The organism is Kineococcus rubinsiae (assembly GCF_011839805.1).
Lineage (GTDB): Bacteria > Actinomycetota > Actinomycetes > Actinomycetales > Kineococcaceae > Kineococcus > Kineococcus rubinsiae.
Genome location: NZ_VWPY01000073.1, coordinates 1 through 17,725, shown reverse-complemented (window position 1 = coordinate 17,725; position 17,725 = coordinate 1). Strand labels below are relative to the sequence as shown.

Sequence of the window (17,725 nt, the reverse complement as noted above, 5' to 3'; positions counted from 1 at the left end):
GACCTGGCCGCGCTGACCCGCGCGGGCCGCGACCTGGCCGCCGCCGAGGGGCGGCGCTCGCGGGACGTCGCGGCCACCGCGGCGCTGAGCACCCTGGGCGTCGGGGCCGCCGTCCTCGGTGCGGCGCTGGCCGCGGTCGGCACCGGCGTCGCCACCGCCTGGGCGGCCGCGGCCGTGCTCGCGGCCCTGCCGGCGCTCGAGCTCGTGCGGGCGCTGCCCGAGGTGGCCCGGGCCGGGGTGCGCGCCCGGGCGGCGGAGGCGCGGACGGCGGAGCTGCTCGCCGTCCCCGAACCCGCGGTCGAGCCGGCGGTCCCGGCGGCGCTGCCGTCGGCGGCGGCGGGTCACGAGGTCCGGGTGGTCGGCCTCGTCGCCGGCTGGGACCCGGGGCACCCCGTGCTGCACGGCGTCGACCTGGTGCTGGAGCCGGGGACGGCCACGGCCCTGCGGGGGCCGTCGGGCAGCGGGAAGTCGACGCTCGCGGCCGTGCTCATGCGCTTCCTCGACCCGGTCGCGGGCCGGGTGCTGCTGTCGGGGGTGGACGTGCGCGAGCTCGCGGGCGACGCGGTCCGCTCGGTCGTCGGCCTCGTCGGCGACGACGAACACGTGTTCGCGACGACCCTGCGCGAGAACCTGCGGCTGGCCGCGCCCGGCTCGAGCGACGCGGACCTGGTGCGGGCGCTGCACGCCGTGCGGCTGGACGCCTGGCTCGGGGCGCTGCCCCGCGGCCTGGACTCGCGGGTGGGCGACGGCGGCGCACCGCTGTCCGGCGGCGAGCGGCGGCGGCTGGCCATGGCGCGCGCCCTGCTCGCCGACGTCGAGGTCCTGCTGCTCGACGAGCCGTCCGAGGGACTGGACGAGGAGACCGCGCGGCAGCTCCTGCGCGACCTCCTCGTGGCCGGTCGCCGACGGCGCGACGGGTCCCCCCGGACCCTGCTGGTGCTGGCCCACCGCGACGAGGGCCTCGACCTCGTCGACCAGGTCGTCGACCTCAGCCCTGCGGGCCGCCTGACCGAAGGGGCGGCGGTGCGCTGAGCGGTTCGCTCAGACGACGCTGAACACGCCGCGCTGGCGCGGCAGGAGCGCCACCGCCGACGCGGGCTGGCAGACGCTCAGCAGCCGGCTCGGCACCTCGGCCAGGTCCCCGTCGAGGTCACCGTCGAAGGAGGTCCCGCGCAGCGAGGTGTGCAGCAGGCGCGCCGAGCGGTGGGTGCCGCGCACGACGTCGTCGACGCGCACCGAGAGGGCGGGGGCGTCGGCGGCGTCGACGAGCAGCCGGCGCAGCTCCTCCGGCGCGGAGGTCACCTGCTCCCCCGACAGCACGCACAGCGCCCAGTCGGCGGCCACGTGGGCGAGCGCGGCCTCGCGGGCCCGCTCGCTGTCGTCCGCCCAGAACCCGCTGACGACCGTGACCGCGGGGTGCAGCGTCGCCTCGAAGGCGGGACTCCCCGGCTTGAGGTGGTCGGCGGTGTCGTAGACGACGACCTCGTCGGCGACGCCCACCAGCGCGCGCACGTCGGCGCCCAGCGAGGGCGTGCTCGCGTGCAGGACGAGGCAGGCAGCGAGGCTGGGGCGCGAGCTGGACACGGGGACTCCAAGGTGGCGAGCGAACTGGTGCAACGTCACCCAGTCCATCGTCACCGGACGCCGAAGGGTTACCGCCGACACGCTTCTTTTACACAGCGTTGACGTGGGCGCCCCGCGCGGACACCGGCACGACACGCCCGGCGCCGCGCTCACCGCCGCTCCGCCGGGGACGACGACGACCCCCGCCCGGGTGGGGCGAGGGTCGTCGTCGTGCCGGCCGGACCTCAGCCCGCGTACTGCAGGCTGAACGGGGCCGAGGCCGCGCGGAGGGCGTTCGTCACCACGACCGGGTAGGTGCCGGCCACCCTGGCCGGCACGGTGACGCGCACCTGCGTCGGCGACAGGACGGTGACGCCGGTGGCGGCGACCCCGCCGACCGTCACGGTCGACGTGCCGGTCAGGTCGGTCCCGGTGAAGGTGACGACCGTGGTGCGCCCGGCGGGCACCGTCGCGAGACTGGCGGCGCTCAGCGCGGGCGCCGGCGGGGCCACCCACGTGAACGTCGCGGCGGAGCCGGAGGCGGTGTAGGGCGCCTTCAGCACGACGGGGCCGGCACCGGGGGCGTGCGCCGGCACGGCGAGCTTGACGGCCGTGTCGCTGATCCGCGTGACGGGGACGACGACACCGGCGACGGTCGCGCCGGTCACCTGAGCGAGGCCCGTGCCCGTGATCGTGACGGAGGTGACGGCGAGGGCGGACCCGGAGGTCGCGGAGAGGGCCGTGATCGCCGGGGCGGCGGGGGCCACCCACGTGAAGGCCGTCGCCGCGCTCGTGAGCGACTTCGTGTACTTCGCCGCCACCACGACCGGCCCGCTGCCGGGCGCGTGGGCCGGCACCGTGAGGCGCAACGAGGTGTCGCCGACCACGGTGAACGGCACGCCGACGCCGGCGACCGTCACCCCGACGGTCTGCGCGAGCCCGCTGCCGGTCACCGTCAGGGTGGTCGGGGCCGCGGTCGTGCCCGAGGCGACCGACAGCGCGGTCACGACCGGGGCGGCCGGGGCGACCCAGGTCAGGCGGCCGGCGGTGGTCGCGACGCTCGAGCCCGCCGGTGACGTCAGGACGACGTCGCCGGTGCCGGGCGCGTGCGCCGGGACCGTGAAGGACAGGCTGGTCGGGGACGTCCGGGTCACGGTCGTCGCCGCGACCCCGCCCGCGGTGACGCGCGTGACGTCGCCGAGCGCGGTCCCGGTCACCGTGACCGTCTGGCCACCCGTCGTGGACGCCGTCGTCGCCGAGAGCTGCGTCACGGTGGGCAGCGGCGCCTTGTAGGTGAACGTCGCCGCGGCCGTCGCCACGCTGCTACCACCGCGGGCCACGAGCTGCACCGGGGCGACGCCCGCCGCGTGGGCGGGCGTCGTGACGAGCAGCTGGTTGGCGCCACCCGCCGAGGTCAGCCTGAAGGTCGCCGGGACACCCCCGACGTTCACGGCGGTGACCCCCGCGAGGTTCGCCCCGGTCACCGTGACGGGAGTTCCGCCCGCCGTGGCGCCGGTGGCCGTGGACAGCCGGGAGATCGACGGCGTCGGTGCGTAGGGGGTGCCCGTGTCCGCCGGCGAGGTGACGCCGCTCATCGTGTAGGCGGCCATGATGTTCTGCTGCACGAACTGCCAGGACAGGCGCGCGTCGCCCCGGTCGCCCCAGCCGGTCCCCCACTGGTTCCGGATCGTGACGCCCTGGTCGTCGTACCCGACGATCGTCACCATGTGCCCGCCGTAGTTCGTGCCGCTCGTCGGCGTCTGGACGCTGCCGTCGCGGATCCCCATGAAGCTGGAGTAGACGTTGAACCCGACCGCCACGGGGTTCCCCGCGGCGAGCGCGTCCGTCACGAGCGCCCGCGCCGCCGGGCCCTGACCCGTGCCGGCCCAGAGCCGCTGCCAGCCCGTCACCTTGAACTTCGCGGCGTTCGCCTTCTGCGCCGCCGTGACCGGGGTGCGGTAGTCGTAGTAGCCCTGGAAGAAGTCGTCCTGGGTGTCCACGCCGTTCGCCTGCAGCTCCGCGAGGTTGTACTCGGGGACCGTGCCTGCGTTCGGGGCGGTGCCCTGGACCTTCAGGTCGTAGAGGTACAGGGGCGCGAAGGGCGCACCGCTGTCGTGGTCCTTGGCGGCGTAGTAGCCCATCATCGTGTAGGCGAGGCTCCAGGTCGCGCAGGAACCGATCTGCCCCTGGTCGCCCACCGCCGGCAGGAAACCGGACGTGCGCAGGTCCACCGAAGCCGGGCTCGCGAGCAGCCGGCGGTGCCCGCCGCTGCGCGCCGACAGCGTCGACACCGCGCTCGTGCGGTCGGTCGGGGCGACGAAACCGCCCACGAAGTGCGCTGCGGCGCGGGCCTTCGGCGCCACGACGGGGCCGGGGGCCGCCACGGCCGCCGAGGTCGCCACGCCGGCCACCAGCGGCAGGCTGAGCGACACGGCGACCAGGCGGCGCAGGGTGGTGCGGGACTTCTTCACGGAGGCTCCTCGCGAGGGCGGTGGCGGGACACCGGTGCGTCCCGCACCTCCTTCATCGACCTCGCGGACCGCGCCCTGTCGCCCCGCGTGCCCGGGTCGACCGGCTCGGACGAGCCACCACCCCCGACGGATCAGTGCGGTCACCGTCCGCTGCTGCCGTACCGCCGTCCGCGGCGCCCGACCGGGTCAGCGGCGGCGGACACCGCCCGGGGGCTCACCCCAGGGCGGGCGTCACGGCGCCCGTCACGAGGTCCTTGCGGTAGGTGTCCGCCTTCTTGTTCGTGTCGGCGGGAACCAGCGGCTGCAGCGTGGTCACCAGGACCGTGCCGGCGTCCAGGACCTGCAGGGACCCCCAGTCCGCGTCGGCGGTCGTGCCGTAGGGGGAGGCCGGGCGCCCTCCGGAGGCCGTCGTCGTGACCATGACCAGCGACTTCTGCACGGTGTCGTAGCGGTACCAGTCCAGGAGCGCGTCGCCGTCCAGCGGGAGTTCCCTGCCCGTGGTCTGGAAGAACACGTAGCGGCCCGTCGGGTCCAGGGTCGTCTGCCGCTCGGTGACGATGACCCGCTGCACGGTGCTGCCGGCGCGGGTGAACGCCGCCGTCGTGGTCCCCGTCATGTCCCGGCGGATCGCCGTGTACTTGGCGTCGGGGTTCAGCGTCGAGCTGTTGGTGGAGAACCCGACGTAGCGGCCGTCGTCGCTGATCGAGACGTCGTGCGCGTCGTAGGAGACGGGGTACTGCGCGCCCTGGGTCGAGTAGTCACCCGTGCCGGAGGCCAGTTCCAGCTTGCCGCTCTGCAGGTCCTTGCGCACGACGACGGGGTAGGTGTTCGAGGCCCGCACGACGAACACGGCGTACCGGCCGTCGGGGGTGACCGCGAGCGCCGGCGCCAGCACCTCGCTGGTGAGCTGGGAACTCCCCGAGGTCGCCGACACCCGGACGACCTCCCCGCTGACGACGTCCTTGCGGAACAGGTCCACGGTGTCCGGCTTGTCGAGACCGGGAGCCAGCAGGTCGGCCCGCTTGGAGAAGAAGAACACGTACCGGCCGTCGGCGGACATGGCCACCGAGGGCCCCGAGTAGACGTTCGGTCCGGCCGGGACCTCGGTCCCCGCGACGGTGGCGCTGGCCCCGCCCGCCGGCGGCGCGCTGACGAGCGTCCACGTGCCCGTGCTGCGGTCCACCCGGTACACGTCCTTGAGGGAGTTGGTGTCGCCGGCGACCAGCGGCGTCGACGTGGTCAGGGCCACGTAGCGGCCGTCCTCGGACATCGCCAGCTGCGACGACCGGGCGTCGCCGGCACCGGGGGCCAGCCGGCTGACGGCGCCGGACTTGGCGTCTCGGACGTAGAGGTCGTAGGTCCCGTTCGTGTCCGCCGCCTCGAGGGCGTCGGCGGTCCCCACGACGGAGAACCGGCCGCTGCGCGTCACCGCGGCCCCCGACCCGCCCCCTGAACCGCCGGCCGAGGGGGCGGCCGCGGGAGCCCGGGGGGTGACGACGACGGCGGCCGAGGGCAGACCGGGGCGCCCGTCCGCGCTCACGGCCCGGACGGTGAAGCCGTAGGCGGTCCCGTTGAGGAGACCCGTGAGGGTCGTGGAGGTCCCGGGGACGCGGGTCGTGGTGGTCCCCGTCGTCACGTCGTAGCCGGCCGCGCCGGGGACCGCCGACCACGAGAGCGCCACGGCCCCGTCCTGGCTGGTCCCGTCGAAGTCCGCCGGCGCCGTCAGGTCCGCGGCCCGCGGGGTGGCCGTGACCGGCCCGCTGGGGACGGAGACGTTGCCGGCGGCGTCGACCGCGACGATCCGGTAGGTGACGGCCTGGCCGTTGGCCAGCCCCGTGATCGTGGTGCTCGTCGCGGAGCCGTCCAGCGTGGCCACGACGTTCCCCGCGTCGTCGCGCACGACGTAGCGGGCCAGGTCGGCGTCGCCGACGGGCGTCCAGGACAACGTCACCGAGCCGTCGCCCGGGGTGGCGGTGAACCCCGCCGGGGTCGAGGTGGGCGTCTGGTCGGTGGGGGTGGCCGGCGGGGTCGAGACGGCCGGGGAGCGGTTCCCCGCGGCGTCGACGGCCCGGACGGTGAACGTGTACGCCTGCCCGTTGACGAGGCCGCGCACCACGGCGGACGTCGCGTCGGCGCGGGCGATCGCCCGGGTGAGGCCGGACTGGTCGGTGATCTCGTAGTGGTCGACGTCGGGATCGGACGAGGCGCTCCACGTGACGGTGATCTCGGAGTCGCCCGCCGTGGCCCCCACGCCCGCCACCACGGGCGGTGCCGCGTCGTCGCCCGGCACGACGGACACCGGACCGACGGCCGCGGAGGCGATCCCCGAGGTGTCGACGGCGGTCAGCGTGTAGGCGTAGCTGCTGCCGTTCACGAGGCCCGTGAGGCGGACGAAGGACGTGCCCCGCGCGGGGCTCGCGACGAGGGTGCCCTGCTGGTCGCGCACCTCGTAGTGGTCCAGGTCGGCGTCGGTCACGGGTCCCCACGTCAGCAGGGCGCTGCGGTCTCCGGGTGAGGCCCGCAGGTCCGTGGGCGCCGCCGGCGGCGTCTGGTCGGCCGGGGTCACGGTCGTCGGCGCGCTGCTCGCGGACCGGTTGCCGGTGCGGTCGACGGCCGCGACCCGCAGCTCGTAGGCGCGGCCGTTGGTCAGGCCCGTGAGCGTCGCGGTGGTGGCCGGCGCGACGACCGTGGCCAGGACGGTGCCGCTGCCGTCGACGACGACGTAGCGGTCGACGTCGGCGTCGGCGACGGGGTTGAAGGAGACGGTCGCGGTCGTGTCCCCCGCCAGGGCGGTGAGCCCGGAGGGGACGGCGGGCGGCGTGAGGTCCCCGGGGGTGGCGCCGGCGGCCGCGCTGAGGGCGGAGGCGTTGCCGCGCAGGTCGACCGCGCTCACGCGGTAGGCGTAGGCGGTGCCGTTCACCAGCCCGGTCACGACCGTGCTGGTGGTTCCGCGGGCCACGGACGCGACCGGGTTCCCGGCGCCGTCCACGACGACGTAGTGGTCGAGGTCGGCGTCCAGCACCGCGTCCCAGCTGACGGTCACCTGGGCGTCCCCGGAGGTGGCGGTGACCTTCCCGGGCACGGCGGGCGGCGTGCGGTCCACCGGGGTGACGGGGTCCGCCGCCGCCAGCGGGCTGCGGTTGCCCGAAGCGTCGACCGCCTGGACCGAGAACTCGTAGGGGGTCCCGTTGACGAGGTTCGCCACCACGGCCGTGCGGGCCGTCGCGGTCACCCGGGCGCGCGTGAGCCCGTCGGCGTCGAGGACGTCGTAGTGGTCGACGTCGGCGTCCGGAGAACCCGTCCAGGCGATCGTCGCCTGCGCGTCCCCCGCCGCGGCGATGACGGCCGTCGGCGCCCCGGGGGCCGTGGTGTCCCGGGGAGACACCGTCACGGGGGTGCTGCGTGCCGACGAGTTCTCGGCCCGGTCGACCGCGGAGACGGTGAAGGAGTAGCTGGTCCCGTTCACCAGCGACGTCACCCAGACGTGGGTGGACGTCCCGACGCTGGTGGCCACCACGTTCCCGGCGGCGTCGTGGACGACGTAGCCGGCGACGTCGGCGTCGGCGACCGCGTTCCACGTCAGGAGGGCGGTGGTGTCCCCCGCGGTCGCGGTCAGGCCGGTGGGAACTGCGGGCGCGGTGCGGTCCTGGGGCGTGGCCGTGACCACGGCGCTCGGGGTGGAGGAGTTGCCCGTGGCGTCGACCGCGACGACGCGGTAGGAGTAGGCGACGGCGTTGGTGAGGCTGGTGAACGTGGTGGTCGTCGTCCCGGCGGGGACGGTGCGCAGCACCCGGCCCGTGTCGTCCTGGACGACGTAGTGGTGGAGGTCGGCGTCGGTGACCGCGGTCCAGGAGACGGTCGCGGTGGTGTCCCCCGCCGCGGCGGTGACCCCGGTGGGCGTCGTCGGCGCGGTCTGGTCGGTGGGCACGACCATGACGGGCGCGCTCGACGTCGAGGTGTTGCCGCGGCGGTCGACCGCGGCGAGGCGGTACGTGTAGGTGGTGCCGTTGACCAGCGGCCCGACGCGGACCGTCGTGGCGGGCGCGGTGATCGTCTCGACGACGACGCCCGCGCCGTCCAGCACCACGTAGCGGTCGAGGTCCGGCTCCGTGCTCGCCGTCCACGACAGCGTCGCGCCACCGTCGCCGGCGACCGCCGCGAAGCCCCGCGGGGTGTCGGGAGCGGTGCTGTCGACGGGGGTCACGCTGACGTCCGCGCTCGGCGAGGACTCGTTCCCCGCGGTGTCGACGGCGCTGACGCGGTAGCGGTAGGTGGTGTCGTTCACGAGACCGGTGATGGTCGAGGTCGTGGCGCCCTTGGCGACGGAGGCGACCTTCGCCCCGGTGCCGTCGTAGACGTTGTAGTGGTCGAGGTCCGCCTCGGTGTTTCCCGTCCAGCGGACCGTGACGCGCCCGTCGCCCGCGTCCGCCGCGACACCGGTCGGGACGGCGGGGGGCGTCGTGTCGGCCGGGGTCGCCGTGACGGGAGCGCTCGCGTCGGAGACGTTGCCCGTCCGGTCCAGGGCCACGACCCGGTAGGTGTACGTGGTGCCGCTGACCAGACCGGTGACGACCGCGGTGCGCGCGGGTGCCGTGACCGTGGCGACCGTCGCGCCGACGGCGTCCAGGACGCGGTAGCCCGCGAGGTCCGGTTCCGTGCCGAGGGTCCAGCCCACCGTGACGCTCCCGACCCCCGCGGTGGCGTACACGCCCGTCGGTGCGGCAGGCGGCGTGCTGTCCCGGGGCGTGACGGTCACGGTCGCGCTCGGGGTGGAGGTGTTGCCGGCGTTGTCCACGGCGGCGACCCGGTAGGGGTAGGCCGTTCCGTTCGTCAGACCGGTGAACTGGGCGGTCGTGGTGCCCCGGGGAACGGTGCGCAGGACGGTCCCCGTCGGTCCGAGCACGACGTACTGGAGCAGGTCGCCGTCCGCGACCTCGTTCCACGAGACCGTGGCGGTCGTGTCCCCCGCCAGGCCGGTGACGCCGAGCGGCGTCGCCGGCGGAGTCCGGTCCTGCGGCGTGACCGACACGGACGAGCTCGGGGTGGACACGTTGCCCACGAGGTCGACGGAGACGATCCGGTAGGCGTAGGTGCTGCCGTTGGTCAGCCCCGTGACGGTGCGGGTCGTGGTGCCCTTGGGCACGGTCGCGACCACGGCTCCCCCGGCGTCCATCAGGACGTAGTGGTCCAGGTCCGCGTCGGCGACCGGGTTCCAGGTCAGCACCGCGGTGGTGTCCCCGGGGACCGCGGACAGGCCGGTCGGGACGGCCGGCGGGGTGCGGTCCACCGGGGTCACCACGACGACGGCGCTGGCGGTCGAGGTGTTCCCCGCGGTGTCGACCGCGGCGATCGAGTAGGAGTAGGGGGTCCCGTTCACCAGCGCCGTCAGCGAGGCCGTGGTGGTGCCCCTGCCGAGGGTCGTGACGATCGTGCCCGCGCTGTTCAGGACCACGTAGTGGTCGAGGTCGCTCTCGCTGTTCGCGTTCCAGGTCAACGTCGCTCGGCTGTCGCCGGCGGTGCCCACGACCCCCGTGGGCGCGGCCGGCGGGGTCAGGTCGCGGGGGGTTCCCGAGACGGGCCCCGAGAGCGTCGACTCGTTGCCGGCGCGGTCCACGGCGGAGATGCGGACGGTGTAGGCGGTGCCGTTGACGAGCCCGCTCACCCGGCGGGACGTCGTGGGCGCGTTCACGGTGGCCGTCGCCGTCGTGGCCCCGTTCAGGTAGATCCGGTACATCGCGACGTCGTCGGCGACGGGCGCCGTCCACGTCAGGTCCAGGGCCGCGTCGGCGCGGTTGACCGCGAGGTTCGTCGGCGTGTCCGGCGGCGTCCGGTCCAGCGTGGTCACCAGGACGCTGGCGCTCGCCAGGGAGACGTTGTCGTGCGTGTCGACCGCGTACACCGCGAAGGTGTAGGCCTGCCCGTCGGTCAGGCCGGTCACCGTGACGCTCTGCGTGCCCTTGGCGGGGCTGGCGTAGACCGTGTCGCCGGCCTTCACGAGGTAGCCCTTGAGGTCGACCTCGGTGTTGGCGGTCCAGGTGAGCGCGACCTGGCGGTCGAGGGCGTTGGCGGCCGCGAGGTTCCGGGGCGCGGCGGGTGCGGTGAGGTCCACCGGGGTGCCCACGGCGGGCGCGGAGGGGTCGGAGGGCTCGTCCGCGAGGTTCAGGATCACCGGTGAGCGGACGGCGGTGATCGTGTAGGTGTAGCTGGTGTAGTTGACGACGTTGGTGTCGACCCAGCTCGTGGCCGTGGCGGAGTAGTTGTCCTGCACGACAGTCCCGTTGCGGCGGATCACGTACTTGGAGCGGGTGTCCGCCGGGCCGGGGCTCCACGTGAGGGTGACCTTCGAGTCCTCGCGGGAGGCGGTCAGGCCGACGGGCTGCGCCGGCTTGGTGCTCGCGGCGGTCGGGGTGCCGCTGACGGTCGAGGACCAGGCGGACACGACGCCGTTCGCGTACTGGGCGTTGATCCGCACCGAGTAGGACGTGCCGTTCGTCAGCCCGGAGAACGTGGCCGTCTGGGTGCCCGACGGCACCGAGACGACGGAACCGCCGATGAGCTCCACGTTGTAGGACAGCGCCCCGTCGGTGTTCGCCGACCAGGACACGTACAGCTTCGTGGCCCCGGGTTCGACCTTGAGCCCGGTGGGGGTCGTGGGGTTCGCCGGCGCCTCCGCGACCGCCCGCTGGCTCGGGGTGACCTCGACGGCCCAGGCCGGCGCGGTGGTGCCGAGACCGGTCGACGCGGCGACCAGCAGCGCCACGGCCGAGCGGGTCAGTCGTCCGGTTCCGGGAGTCCTCACATCTAGAACTCGACGGCTGCGGGGCCGACCTTGACCCCGGATGTGTAGAAGGTCAGAGGGCCCGGTCCACGAAGACCGGCCGCTTCTCCGCCGCGTCGAACTTGCTGAGCCCGCGCCGCTGGGACCTCGCCTGCCACATGGCCTCCGCCAGGCGCTGGCTCACGTCCGCCTGCCGCTGCAGCAGCATCCGCGCCCGGTCGCCGAACTCGACCGGCATCGGGCCCAGCGCGGAGGGGTCGACCCAGTCCGCCGCGGGCACGGGGGCGGGCGGGTCCTCGGTCCCGCCGTGCATCTTCGCGATGAGCTCCTCGGCCGCGTCGACGTCGAGCTCGACCGACTGCAGGGCCGCTGTCCACGCGGACCGCCACGCTCCCTCGTCCGTCGGCGGTCCCGCGTGCGTTTCCCCGGGCGGCGCCGGGAGGAGTTCGGTCATGCCAGACCGTCACCCGTGGGGGTGCTCGCGACGGACAGGCTCTCCAGCGCGGCCTGGCGCCAGGCCTCCGCGAGCGGCTCGACGTTCTCCGTGCGGATGCGGCGCACCGCGTCCTGGTCGCCCCGCACGTTCGCCACGGCGAGTTCCTTCAGGATCCAGACGTACAGGCCCTTGAGGCCCCCGCTCCCGGCCCACACCCCGTCCTCGAGGCTGGCCACCAGCTCGCTGACGATGTCCTGCGCGTGCACCAGGTTGTGGTGGGCGGTCTCGCGGTCACCGTCCCCGAGAGCCTTCTCCGCCCGTCCGAGGTCCAGGACGAGGCGGTCGTACAGCATGACGAGCAGAGCTGCGGGGCTGGCCGTGGCCAGGCTGTCGGCGTGGTAGCGCCGGGCAGCAGGTCCGCGGCCGTAGGTCATGGCGGTCATGTGGTGGTTCCTCCGTGGATCGCCGGTAGTTCCTCCCCATCGGCAGCGGTGCGCCGGATCGGAGGACGGGGCACGACGGCGTCGGCTGCCGCCGGAACGACGAGAGCCGACCGCACCGGAACCCGGTGCGGTCGGCTCTCGCCCGCAGACGACTCAGCGGAGGCCGCTGAGCTGGCCGGCCAGCCAGGTGGACTTCGTCTGCAGCGACCCGAGGGACACCTCGAGCCGGGAGTAGTAGCTCTCGTAGCGGGCCTTGCGCTGGGCCAGGCGGTCGTCCCAGTCGGAGATGCGCGAGTTCAGGTCCTTGATGAGGGACTGCTGCCCCTTCAGCACCGTGGTGAGGCTGCCGGTGGTCGAGTTCACGGCTCCGTCGGCGACGCGTCCGAGCCGCTCGACGATGCCCTCGGTCTTGACCGCCGGGTCCTTCAGGGACGTCGGCGCCAGCATCTGCTGGACCTTGGTCGGGTCCGCCGCGTACGCCTTGGTGAAGACGTCCTTGTCGAAGCTGAGCTTGCCGTCGCGGGTGGACTGGATCCCGTACGACGCGGCGGACGTCTTGCCGTCGCCCAGCGCACTCGTGACCGCCGAGAGCAGCTGCGTCCGGAGCCCCCGCAGGGTGCTGTCGCCGCGCAGGACCCCGCCGCCCGTGACGGTGCCGCCCGGACCCGCGACGCCCGCCTTCGACTGGTTGCCGATCTCGTCGAGAGCGGCGTTCGTGGCCGTGATGAGCGCCGCCACGGCGTCGGAGACCTGGGTCGGGTCGCTCGCGACGTTGATCGTCGAGGTGCCCGTCTTGGCCGCCGTGATGGTGACCCCGGGCATGATGTCGGCGAAGGTGTTCGACGAGCTCGTGATGTCGAACGCCGCAGCCGAGTCGCCGCCGGCCGGGACGATGAAGAGCTTGGCGTCCGCGGCCTTGACCATGTCGGTGTAGCCGGTGGCGACGTCGCCGTCCTTGCCGGCGCTCGTGTAGGTGCCGTCGCCGTTCTTGATCTGCGGGACCATCCTGAAGTCCCCGGCCGCCTCCCCGGTCGTCGTCGAGGTGATCTGCAACCGGTACTGGTTGTCGCCGACGCGGACCGCCGTCGCCGTGATGCCCTTGAACCCGGCCTGCTTGATGGCCGCGCTCACGTCGGCCAGCGTGCCGGCGGACGGCTTGACGACCCCGAGGAGGTCGCCGTTGCGGTTGTAGACGTCCATGGGGAACCCGAGCGCCTGGGCGGCACCGGCGTCGTCGCCGACGACCGCCTCGCTCATGACCGACCGCCCGGCGGCCAGGCTGTCGACCTTGAGCGTGAGCTGCCCGCTGGCGGCGGTGCTGGTGGCCGCGACGGTCACGGCGTCGCCCGTGGCGGCCGCCTTGGTCGCCGACCACTGGTAGCTGGCGTCGCTCTTGGTGGTGACGCCCTGGAGCTGGCCGAGCTTGACCGCGGCCTGCTGCACCGCGAGCAGCTTGGAGTTGACCGACGTGTAGGCGCCGACCTTCTGGTTGACGGTGCTGACGTTCGTCTTGAGCTGGTTCTGCTGCGTCGAGTCGGAGGCGATGAGCTGAGCGATGATGGAGCTGGTGCTGAGGCCGCTGACGAGGCCGTCGACCGTCGAGGTCGCCATGGCGACCCTCCTTCCAGAGCTTCCGGTGGGTGTCTTCTAGTTGGTCATCGGCCCCCTCGGCAGAGGACCTGAGCACTTGAGCTCCCGGGAGCTGTGAGTTCACCCGGCTGCGCGTGGCCCCGTTGACTCCGGGTGACGCGCGTGGCGGGGAACTGCCGAGGCCGCTCCGGCCGCCAGCTCCCGGCACAGTTCGCGCAGCTGGGTCACCTGCGCCGGGTCGTACTGACGTCCCGCGGGGTCGATCAGCTCCTCGACGCCGCTCAGCAGCGCCAGGGCCTCGACGGGGCGGTGCTCCTGGGCGAGGGCGCCGGCCAGCAACCACCTGCAGTACTGCGCCGGGGCCCCGGAGGCCGCCAGCTGGTCCGCCAGCACCCGTGCCGGCCGTGTCAGACCGGCGGCCAGGAGGACGCGCGCGAGGAAGTCGGTGGCCTGCTGCCAGAGCGGACCGGACGGGGCCAGCTCCCGGACCGCTTCGAACGCGTCCACGGCCTGCTGGTCCTGACCGGCCCCGATCGCCGCCCGCCCCACGTTCAGGGCGGCCAGCGCGAGGGCTCCCGGGGGCGGCGAGGGCAGGGCGGTGACGTCCTCGAACTCCGTGCGGGCGAGGGCGAGGTTGCGCTCCCCCTTCCGGGTCAGCTGCGCCGCGCCCGCGTACCCGCTGTGCTCGAGGCGCAGCACCGACGTCGCGACGCGTTCGACGTCCCGCTGGGGCACGGCGATCTCCACGTGCTCGTGGACCCGCCCCACCCAGCTGGCGTGCCGGCGTCGGAAGAGCCGCGGGCTCCACGTCGAGTAGCCGGTGCTGCCGTCCCCGGTGTTCTCCACGCGCACGGCCAGCGCGTGCTGGTCCGGGGCCGCGTCGAGCAGCCTGCGGTGCAGCCGCTCGCGGTCGGCGCTCACCACCTCGTCGGCGTCGACGACCAGGACCCACTCACCGCGGGCGTGCCCGTGCGCGACGTTGCGGGCGGCGGCGAAGTCGTCGTGCCAGCTGCCCTCGACGAGGACGACGTCGCGGGCGCGCAGCAGCTCGAGGGTGCCGTCCCCGGACCCGGTGTCGTGCACGACGACCTCGTCGACGAGCGGTGCGAGGGCCGAGAGGCAGGCGTCCAGGCGCCCGACCTCGTCCCGGACGATGAGACAGGCGGTGAGCAGGGGGGTCCGCGGGTCGCCTCGCCCCGGCGCTCCGCGGCGGGAGTCGTTCCCCATCAGCCGAGCGGGGCGAGCAGCGCCGCCGAGGTCGGGCTGGTGCGCACGAGGCCGGTGGCGCTCACGCGGCGACCCCTTGCGCGGCCGGGGCCACCGCGGTCGCGCCGGTGATGCCGAGGGCGACCTCGTGAGGGGCCACGAGGCCCGGCAGCTCGGCGAGGGCCGCGGAAGGGTCCGCCACGAGGCGGAGGAAGTGGTCCAGCTGCAGCGCCAGCGGTTCACCGGTGCTGCGGACGAAGGGGATGTCGACCACGGTCTGAGCGCGGTAGGACGGGATGCCGTCGACGACCTGGGTCTCCACGACGTTGCGGTAGACGGTGATGCACCGACGCAGCAGGTCGACCTCGTAGGTGCTGGTGCACGTCGAGACCGTCAGCGCCCGGATCTTGCGCTGGTGAGCGCGGCTGGCGGACAGCGTGGCCGTCGCTCCGGAGCGCATCTGCAGGAGCGCGTCCGCGGTCTCGGCCCAGCGCCCCCCGGCCGGCGTCCAGGTCCGCGCATCGGTGGAGACGACCTGGTCGCCACCGCACACCTGGAGGACGACGTCGAGGTCGTGGATGAGCAGGTCGTCGACGACGCCGGTGGTGGCGCGGTCGTTGCTCGGGGAGTACCGCTGGGTGGCGAGGTGGACGGGGGGGCCGTCGAGGATGTCGATCAGCGTCTGCACCGCGGGGTTGAACCGCTCGACGAAGCCGCAGGTCAGCGGGGTGCCCGTCCGGCGCGCCGTCGCGATCAGGCGCGACAGGCCGTCGAACGACGTGGCCAGGGGCTTCTCGACCAGCACGGGGACCCCGCTCTCGAGGAGCCGGCAGGCGATGTCGACGTGCGTCTCCGAGGACGTGGCGACGACGGCGGCGTGGCAGTGGCTCGCGGCGTCGGCGTCGTCGGCCGTCCCGGCACCCCACTGGTCGGCCACGGCACGGGCGCGCGTCCGGTCGCGGTCGACGACGAGGTCGAGGCGCGCGCCCTGGGACTCGGCCACCACCCGCGCGTGCTTGGCGCCCATCGCCCCCGCGCCGATCACCGCCAGGCGCTTGGCCACGCTCACCGTCGCACTCCCCTGCTGCTCCTCATGGGTGCTCCTTCGTCACGTCGGGTGCCGCGCTTGAGCCGATCGGGCACCGCGGGGAGGTCACGTGGACACGGCGGGTGACGGTGGTGCCCCGTCCGCAGCAACCGGCGGGACGTCACGGGCACCGCTCCCGGCCGCCGGTCACGACCAGCGTCACACCGCGCTCGGGATCCAGGCGTCCACGGTTCGAGCCACCTCGAGACGTTCCTCGTCGTCGGCGAGCTCGCCCCAGGCCTGCGCGAAGGCCTCGGGGGCCGCCGCGTCGCCGAGGACGTCACCGAGGACGGCCAGCAGCAGGCACCGCTCGGTCGCCGGCCGGGCGGCGTCGGCGGCGGCCCGCCGCAGCGGGCAGCGCTCGGTCAGGCCCATCTCCCGGACGCGCAGCGACCAGACCAGCATGCGCGGCAGCGGCAGGTGGACGGCGAGCACGGCCCCCGCGAGCGTCACGCGCTGCGTCGACCGGCCGCCGTCGTGCAGGGCGGAGAGCCACCGGTCACCGTGCTGCGGGTCGATGCTCAGCGACTCGCGCAGGGAACGCTCGACGAACGCCTCGTCGACGTCGGGGACCACGACCGCGTAGTCGGCCTCGGCCGGGGCGAGGACGGCGAGCACCCCCTCGAGCGAGATCTCCGGGTACCCGGTGCGCAGGACGTCGCGCAGCTCCGCGACGGCACGCGCCCCGTCGCCGTGACGCGCCTCGACCTGGGCCGCGACCAGCCGCGCCTCGCGGGCGTCGTAAGGGACCCCCCACGGGTCGGTGCCGTCGCAGGCGGAGCGGAGTTCGCGCAGCGCGCCACCCGTGTCGCCCGCCGCCAGGTCCAGGACCGCCGCGAGCTGGTGCACGCGCCCGGGCGCCTCGCCGGCCGCCGCCAGCACCTTCAGCCAGCCGCGTCCCTCCTTGCGGCGCTTCAGGCGCGCCGCCGCGGGCACCGCGGCGCGGCCGGCCAGCACCAGCGCCTGCGGGTCGCGGGTGTGCTCCGTCATCCGCGCGAGGGCCGCGAGTGCCTTCTCGTCCTCACCGGCGGCGGCGAGGGACCGGCCCAGGTTGCACCAGGCCATCGCGGGATCCAGCCCGTTGCCGGGCAGCCCGTCGACGGCGCGCTGGGCGATGTCGGCGTTGCGGCGGTGCTTGTCGCGGGCCTGCACCACGTCCGGGACGTAGCCCAGGTGAGTCAGCAGCAGCGGAACGGTCTCGGGCGTCCGGTGGAGCCGCAGGCCGGTCCGGGTGGACACCACCTGCTCGTGCAGGGCACCCGCGTAGCGCCCCGCTGAACGCCGGAACACGCGGGCTCCCTTGGAGTGCTCCCCCGCCCCGCCACCCCTGCGGTGGGGGGAGAAGACGTCCACCGACCAGTAGTCCTGCGGCCGGCTCTGCAGGAGGCGGCGGACCTCCGCCGGCTCCCCCGACGCCACCTCGTCCGCGTCGAGCACGAACACCCACTCCGCGCTCGCGTGGGCGATGGCGCGGTTGCGGGCGGCCCCGAAGTCGTCGTCCCAGTAGCCCTCGACGACGAGGGCGCCGCAGGACCGCGCGACGTCCCGCGTGGCGTCGGTGCTCCCGGTGTCGTAGACCACGACCTCGTCCACGAACGGGGCGACGGCGCGCAGCGACGCCTCCAGGACGGCCTCTTCGTCCTTCACGATGTAGACGGCGGCGATCGAGGTGCCACCCGGCGTGTCTGGGCCGTGGGGAGCGCTGGAGAGTGTCACGGGTGTCGAACTCCGTCCGGGGTTTGGCTGTCGTCCTCCCCCTATCGGCCGTCGTCCGCCGATGTGTAGCGAGCCCCCGGGTACCAGCCCGACGACAGAACGGGGAGCACCGTGGTCCGGTGCTCCCCGTCTGTCGGCCGACGATCCGGCCCCGCACCCGCCGTCAGCGGTGCGGTGCTGCAGTGGTGCTAGGTCGTGCTGGTCATGCCGTGGTGCGGGTGGTGCTCAGGATCAGCGCAGCAGGGAGAGGACGTTCTGCTGCGACTGGTTGGCCTGGGCCAGCATGGCGGTGCCGGCCTGCGACAGGATCTGGCTGCGGGTGAACTTCGTCATCTCCGACGCCATGTCGGTGTCGCGGATCGCGCTCTCGGACGCGGTCAGGTTCTCGACCGTGACGTTGATGTTGTTGATCTTGTGCTCGAAGCGGTTCTGCGT

At 74.4% G+C, this 17,725-nt stretch carries 11 protein-coding genes; 1 reads left to right on the top strand and 10 read right to left on the bottom strand.

What is annotated here, in order from left to right; all coding sequences use genetic code 11:
* Positions 1-1,032, top strand: a 1,032-nt coding sequence (locus tag F1544_RS21285; RefSeq protein ID WP_167588206.1) for an ATP-binding cassette domain-containing protein, incomplete at its 5' end; no start/stop codon positions are given.
* 9 nt (positions 1,033-1,041) lie between these two features.
* Here the strand turns inward: F1544_RS21285 and F1544_RS21280 are convergent.
* The 10 genes from F1544_RS21280 to F1544_RS21235 all read right to left on the bottom strand — a co-directional run.
* Positions 1,042-1,584: a hypothetical protein gene (locus F1544_RS21280; RefSeq protein WP_167588205.1), complete on the bottom strand. Its 543-nt coding sequence runs from the start codon at positions 1,582-1,584 to the stop codon at positions 1,042-1,044.
* Between the two features lie 224 nt (positions 1,585-1,808).
* The gene (locus F1544_RS21275; RefSeq protein WP_167588204.1) at positions 1,809-4,034 is read right to left on the bottom strand and encodes an IPT/TIG domain-containing protein; all 2,226 of its coding nucleotides are present in this window, start codon (positions 4,032-4,034) and stop codon (positions 1,809-1,811) included.
* 214 nt (positions 4,035-4,248) lie between these two features.
* Entirely contained in the window at positions 4,249-10,833 is a 6,585-nt protein-coding gene (locus F1544_RS21270) for a fibronectin type III domain-containing protein (RefSeq protein ID WP_167588203.1), read from the bottom strand.
* 52 nt (positions 10,834-10,885) lie between these two features.
* Positions 10,886-11,266 (bottom strand): hypothetical protein, encoded by a 381-nt coding sequence (locus F1544_RS21265; RefSeq protein WP_167588202.1) that lies wholly within the window; start codon positions 11,264-11,266, stop codon positions 10,886-10,888.
* Positions 11,263-11,691: a flagellar export chaperone FliS gene (fliS, locus tag F1544_RS21260; RefSeq protein ID WP_167588201.1), complete on the bottom strand. Its 429-nt coding sequence runs from the start codon at positions 11,689-11,691 to the stop codon at positions 11,263-11,265. Before fliS ends, F1544_RS21265 begins: the two co-directional genes overlap by 4 nt.
* 153 nt (positions 11,692-11,844) lie before the next feature.
* Positions 11,845-13,302: a flagellar filament capping protein FliD gene (fliD, locus tag F1544_RS21255; protein WP_167588200.1), complete on the bottom strand. Its 1,458-nt coding sequence runs from the start codon at positions 13,300-13,302 to the stop codon at positions 11,845-11,847.
* A 99-nt stretch (positions 13,303-13,401) separates the two neighbouring features.
* Positions 13,402-14,508, bottom strand: coding sequence for a glycosyltransferase (locus F1544_RS21250; protein WP_167588199.1), 1,107 nt, complete (start codon positions 14,506-14,508; stop codon positions 13,402-13,404).
* A 61-nt stretch (positions 14,509-14,569) separates the two neighbouring features.
* Positions 14,570-15,556 (bottom strand): Gfo/Idh/MocA family protein, encoded by a 987-nt coding sequence (locus tag F1544_RS21245; RefSeq protein ID WP_167588198.1) that lies wholly within the window; start codon positions 15,554-15,556, stop codon positions 14,570-14,572.
* Positions 15,557-15,733: 177 nt separating this feature from the next.
* Positions 15,734-17,290 carry a tetratricopeptide repeat-containing glycosyltransferase family 2 protein gene (locus F1544_RS23665; RefSeq protein ID WP_208972362.1) on the bottom strand — a complete coding sequence of 519 codons (1,557 nt, stop codon included), beginning with the start codon at positions 17,288-17,290 and terminating at the stop codon, positions 15,734-15,736.
* Between the two features lie 231 nt (positions 17,291-17,521).
* A partial coding sequence (locus F1544_RS21235; RefSeq protein ID WP_280115006.1) for a flagellin occupies positions 17,522-17,725 on the bottom strand: 204 nt, incomplete at its 5' end.

Coding starts and splice junctions, on each gene's coding strand:
- F1544_RS21265 (WP_167588202.1), bottom strand. CDS start 11,266: ATGACCGAACTCCTCCCGGCGCCGCCCGGGGAAACGCACGCGGGACCG.
- fliS (WP_167588201.1), bottom strand. CDS start 11,691: ATGACCGCCATGACCTACGGCCGCGGACCTGCTGCCCGGCGCTACCAC.
- fliD (WP_167588200.1), bottom strand. CDS start 13,302: ATGGCGACCTCGACGGTCGACGGCCTCGTCAGCGGCCTCAGCACCAGC.
- F1544_RS21250 (WP_167588199.1), bottom strand. CDS start 14,508: ATGGGGAACGACTCCCGCCGCGGAGCGCCGGGGCGAGGCGACCCGCGG.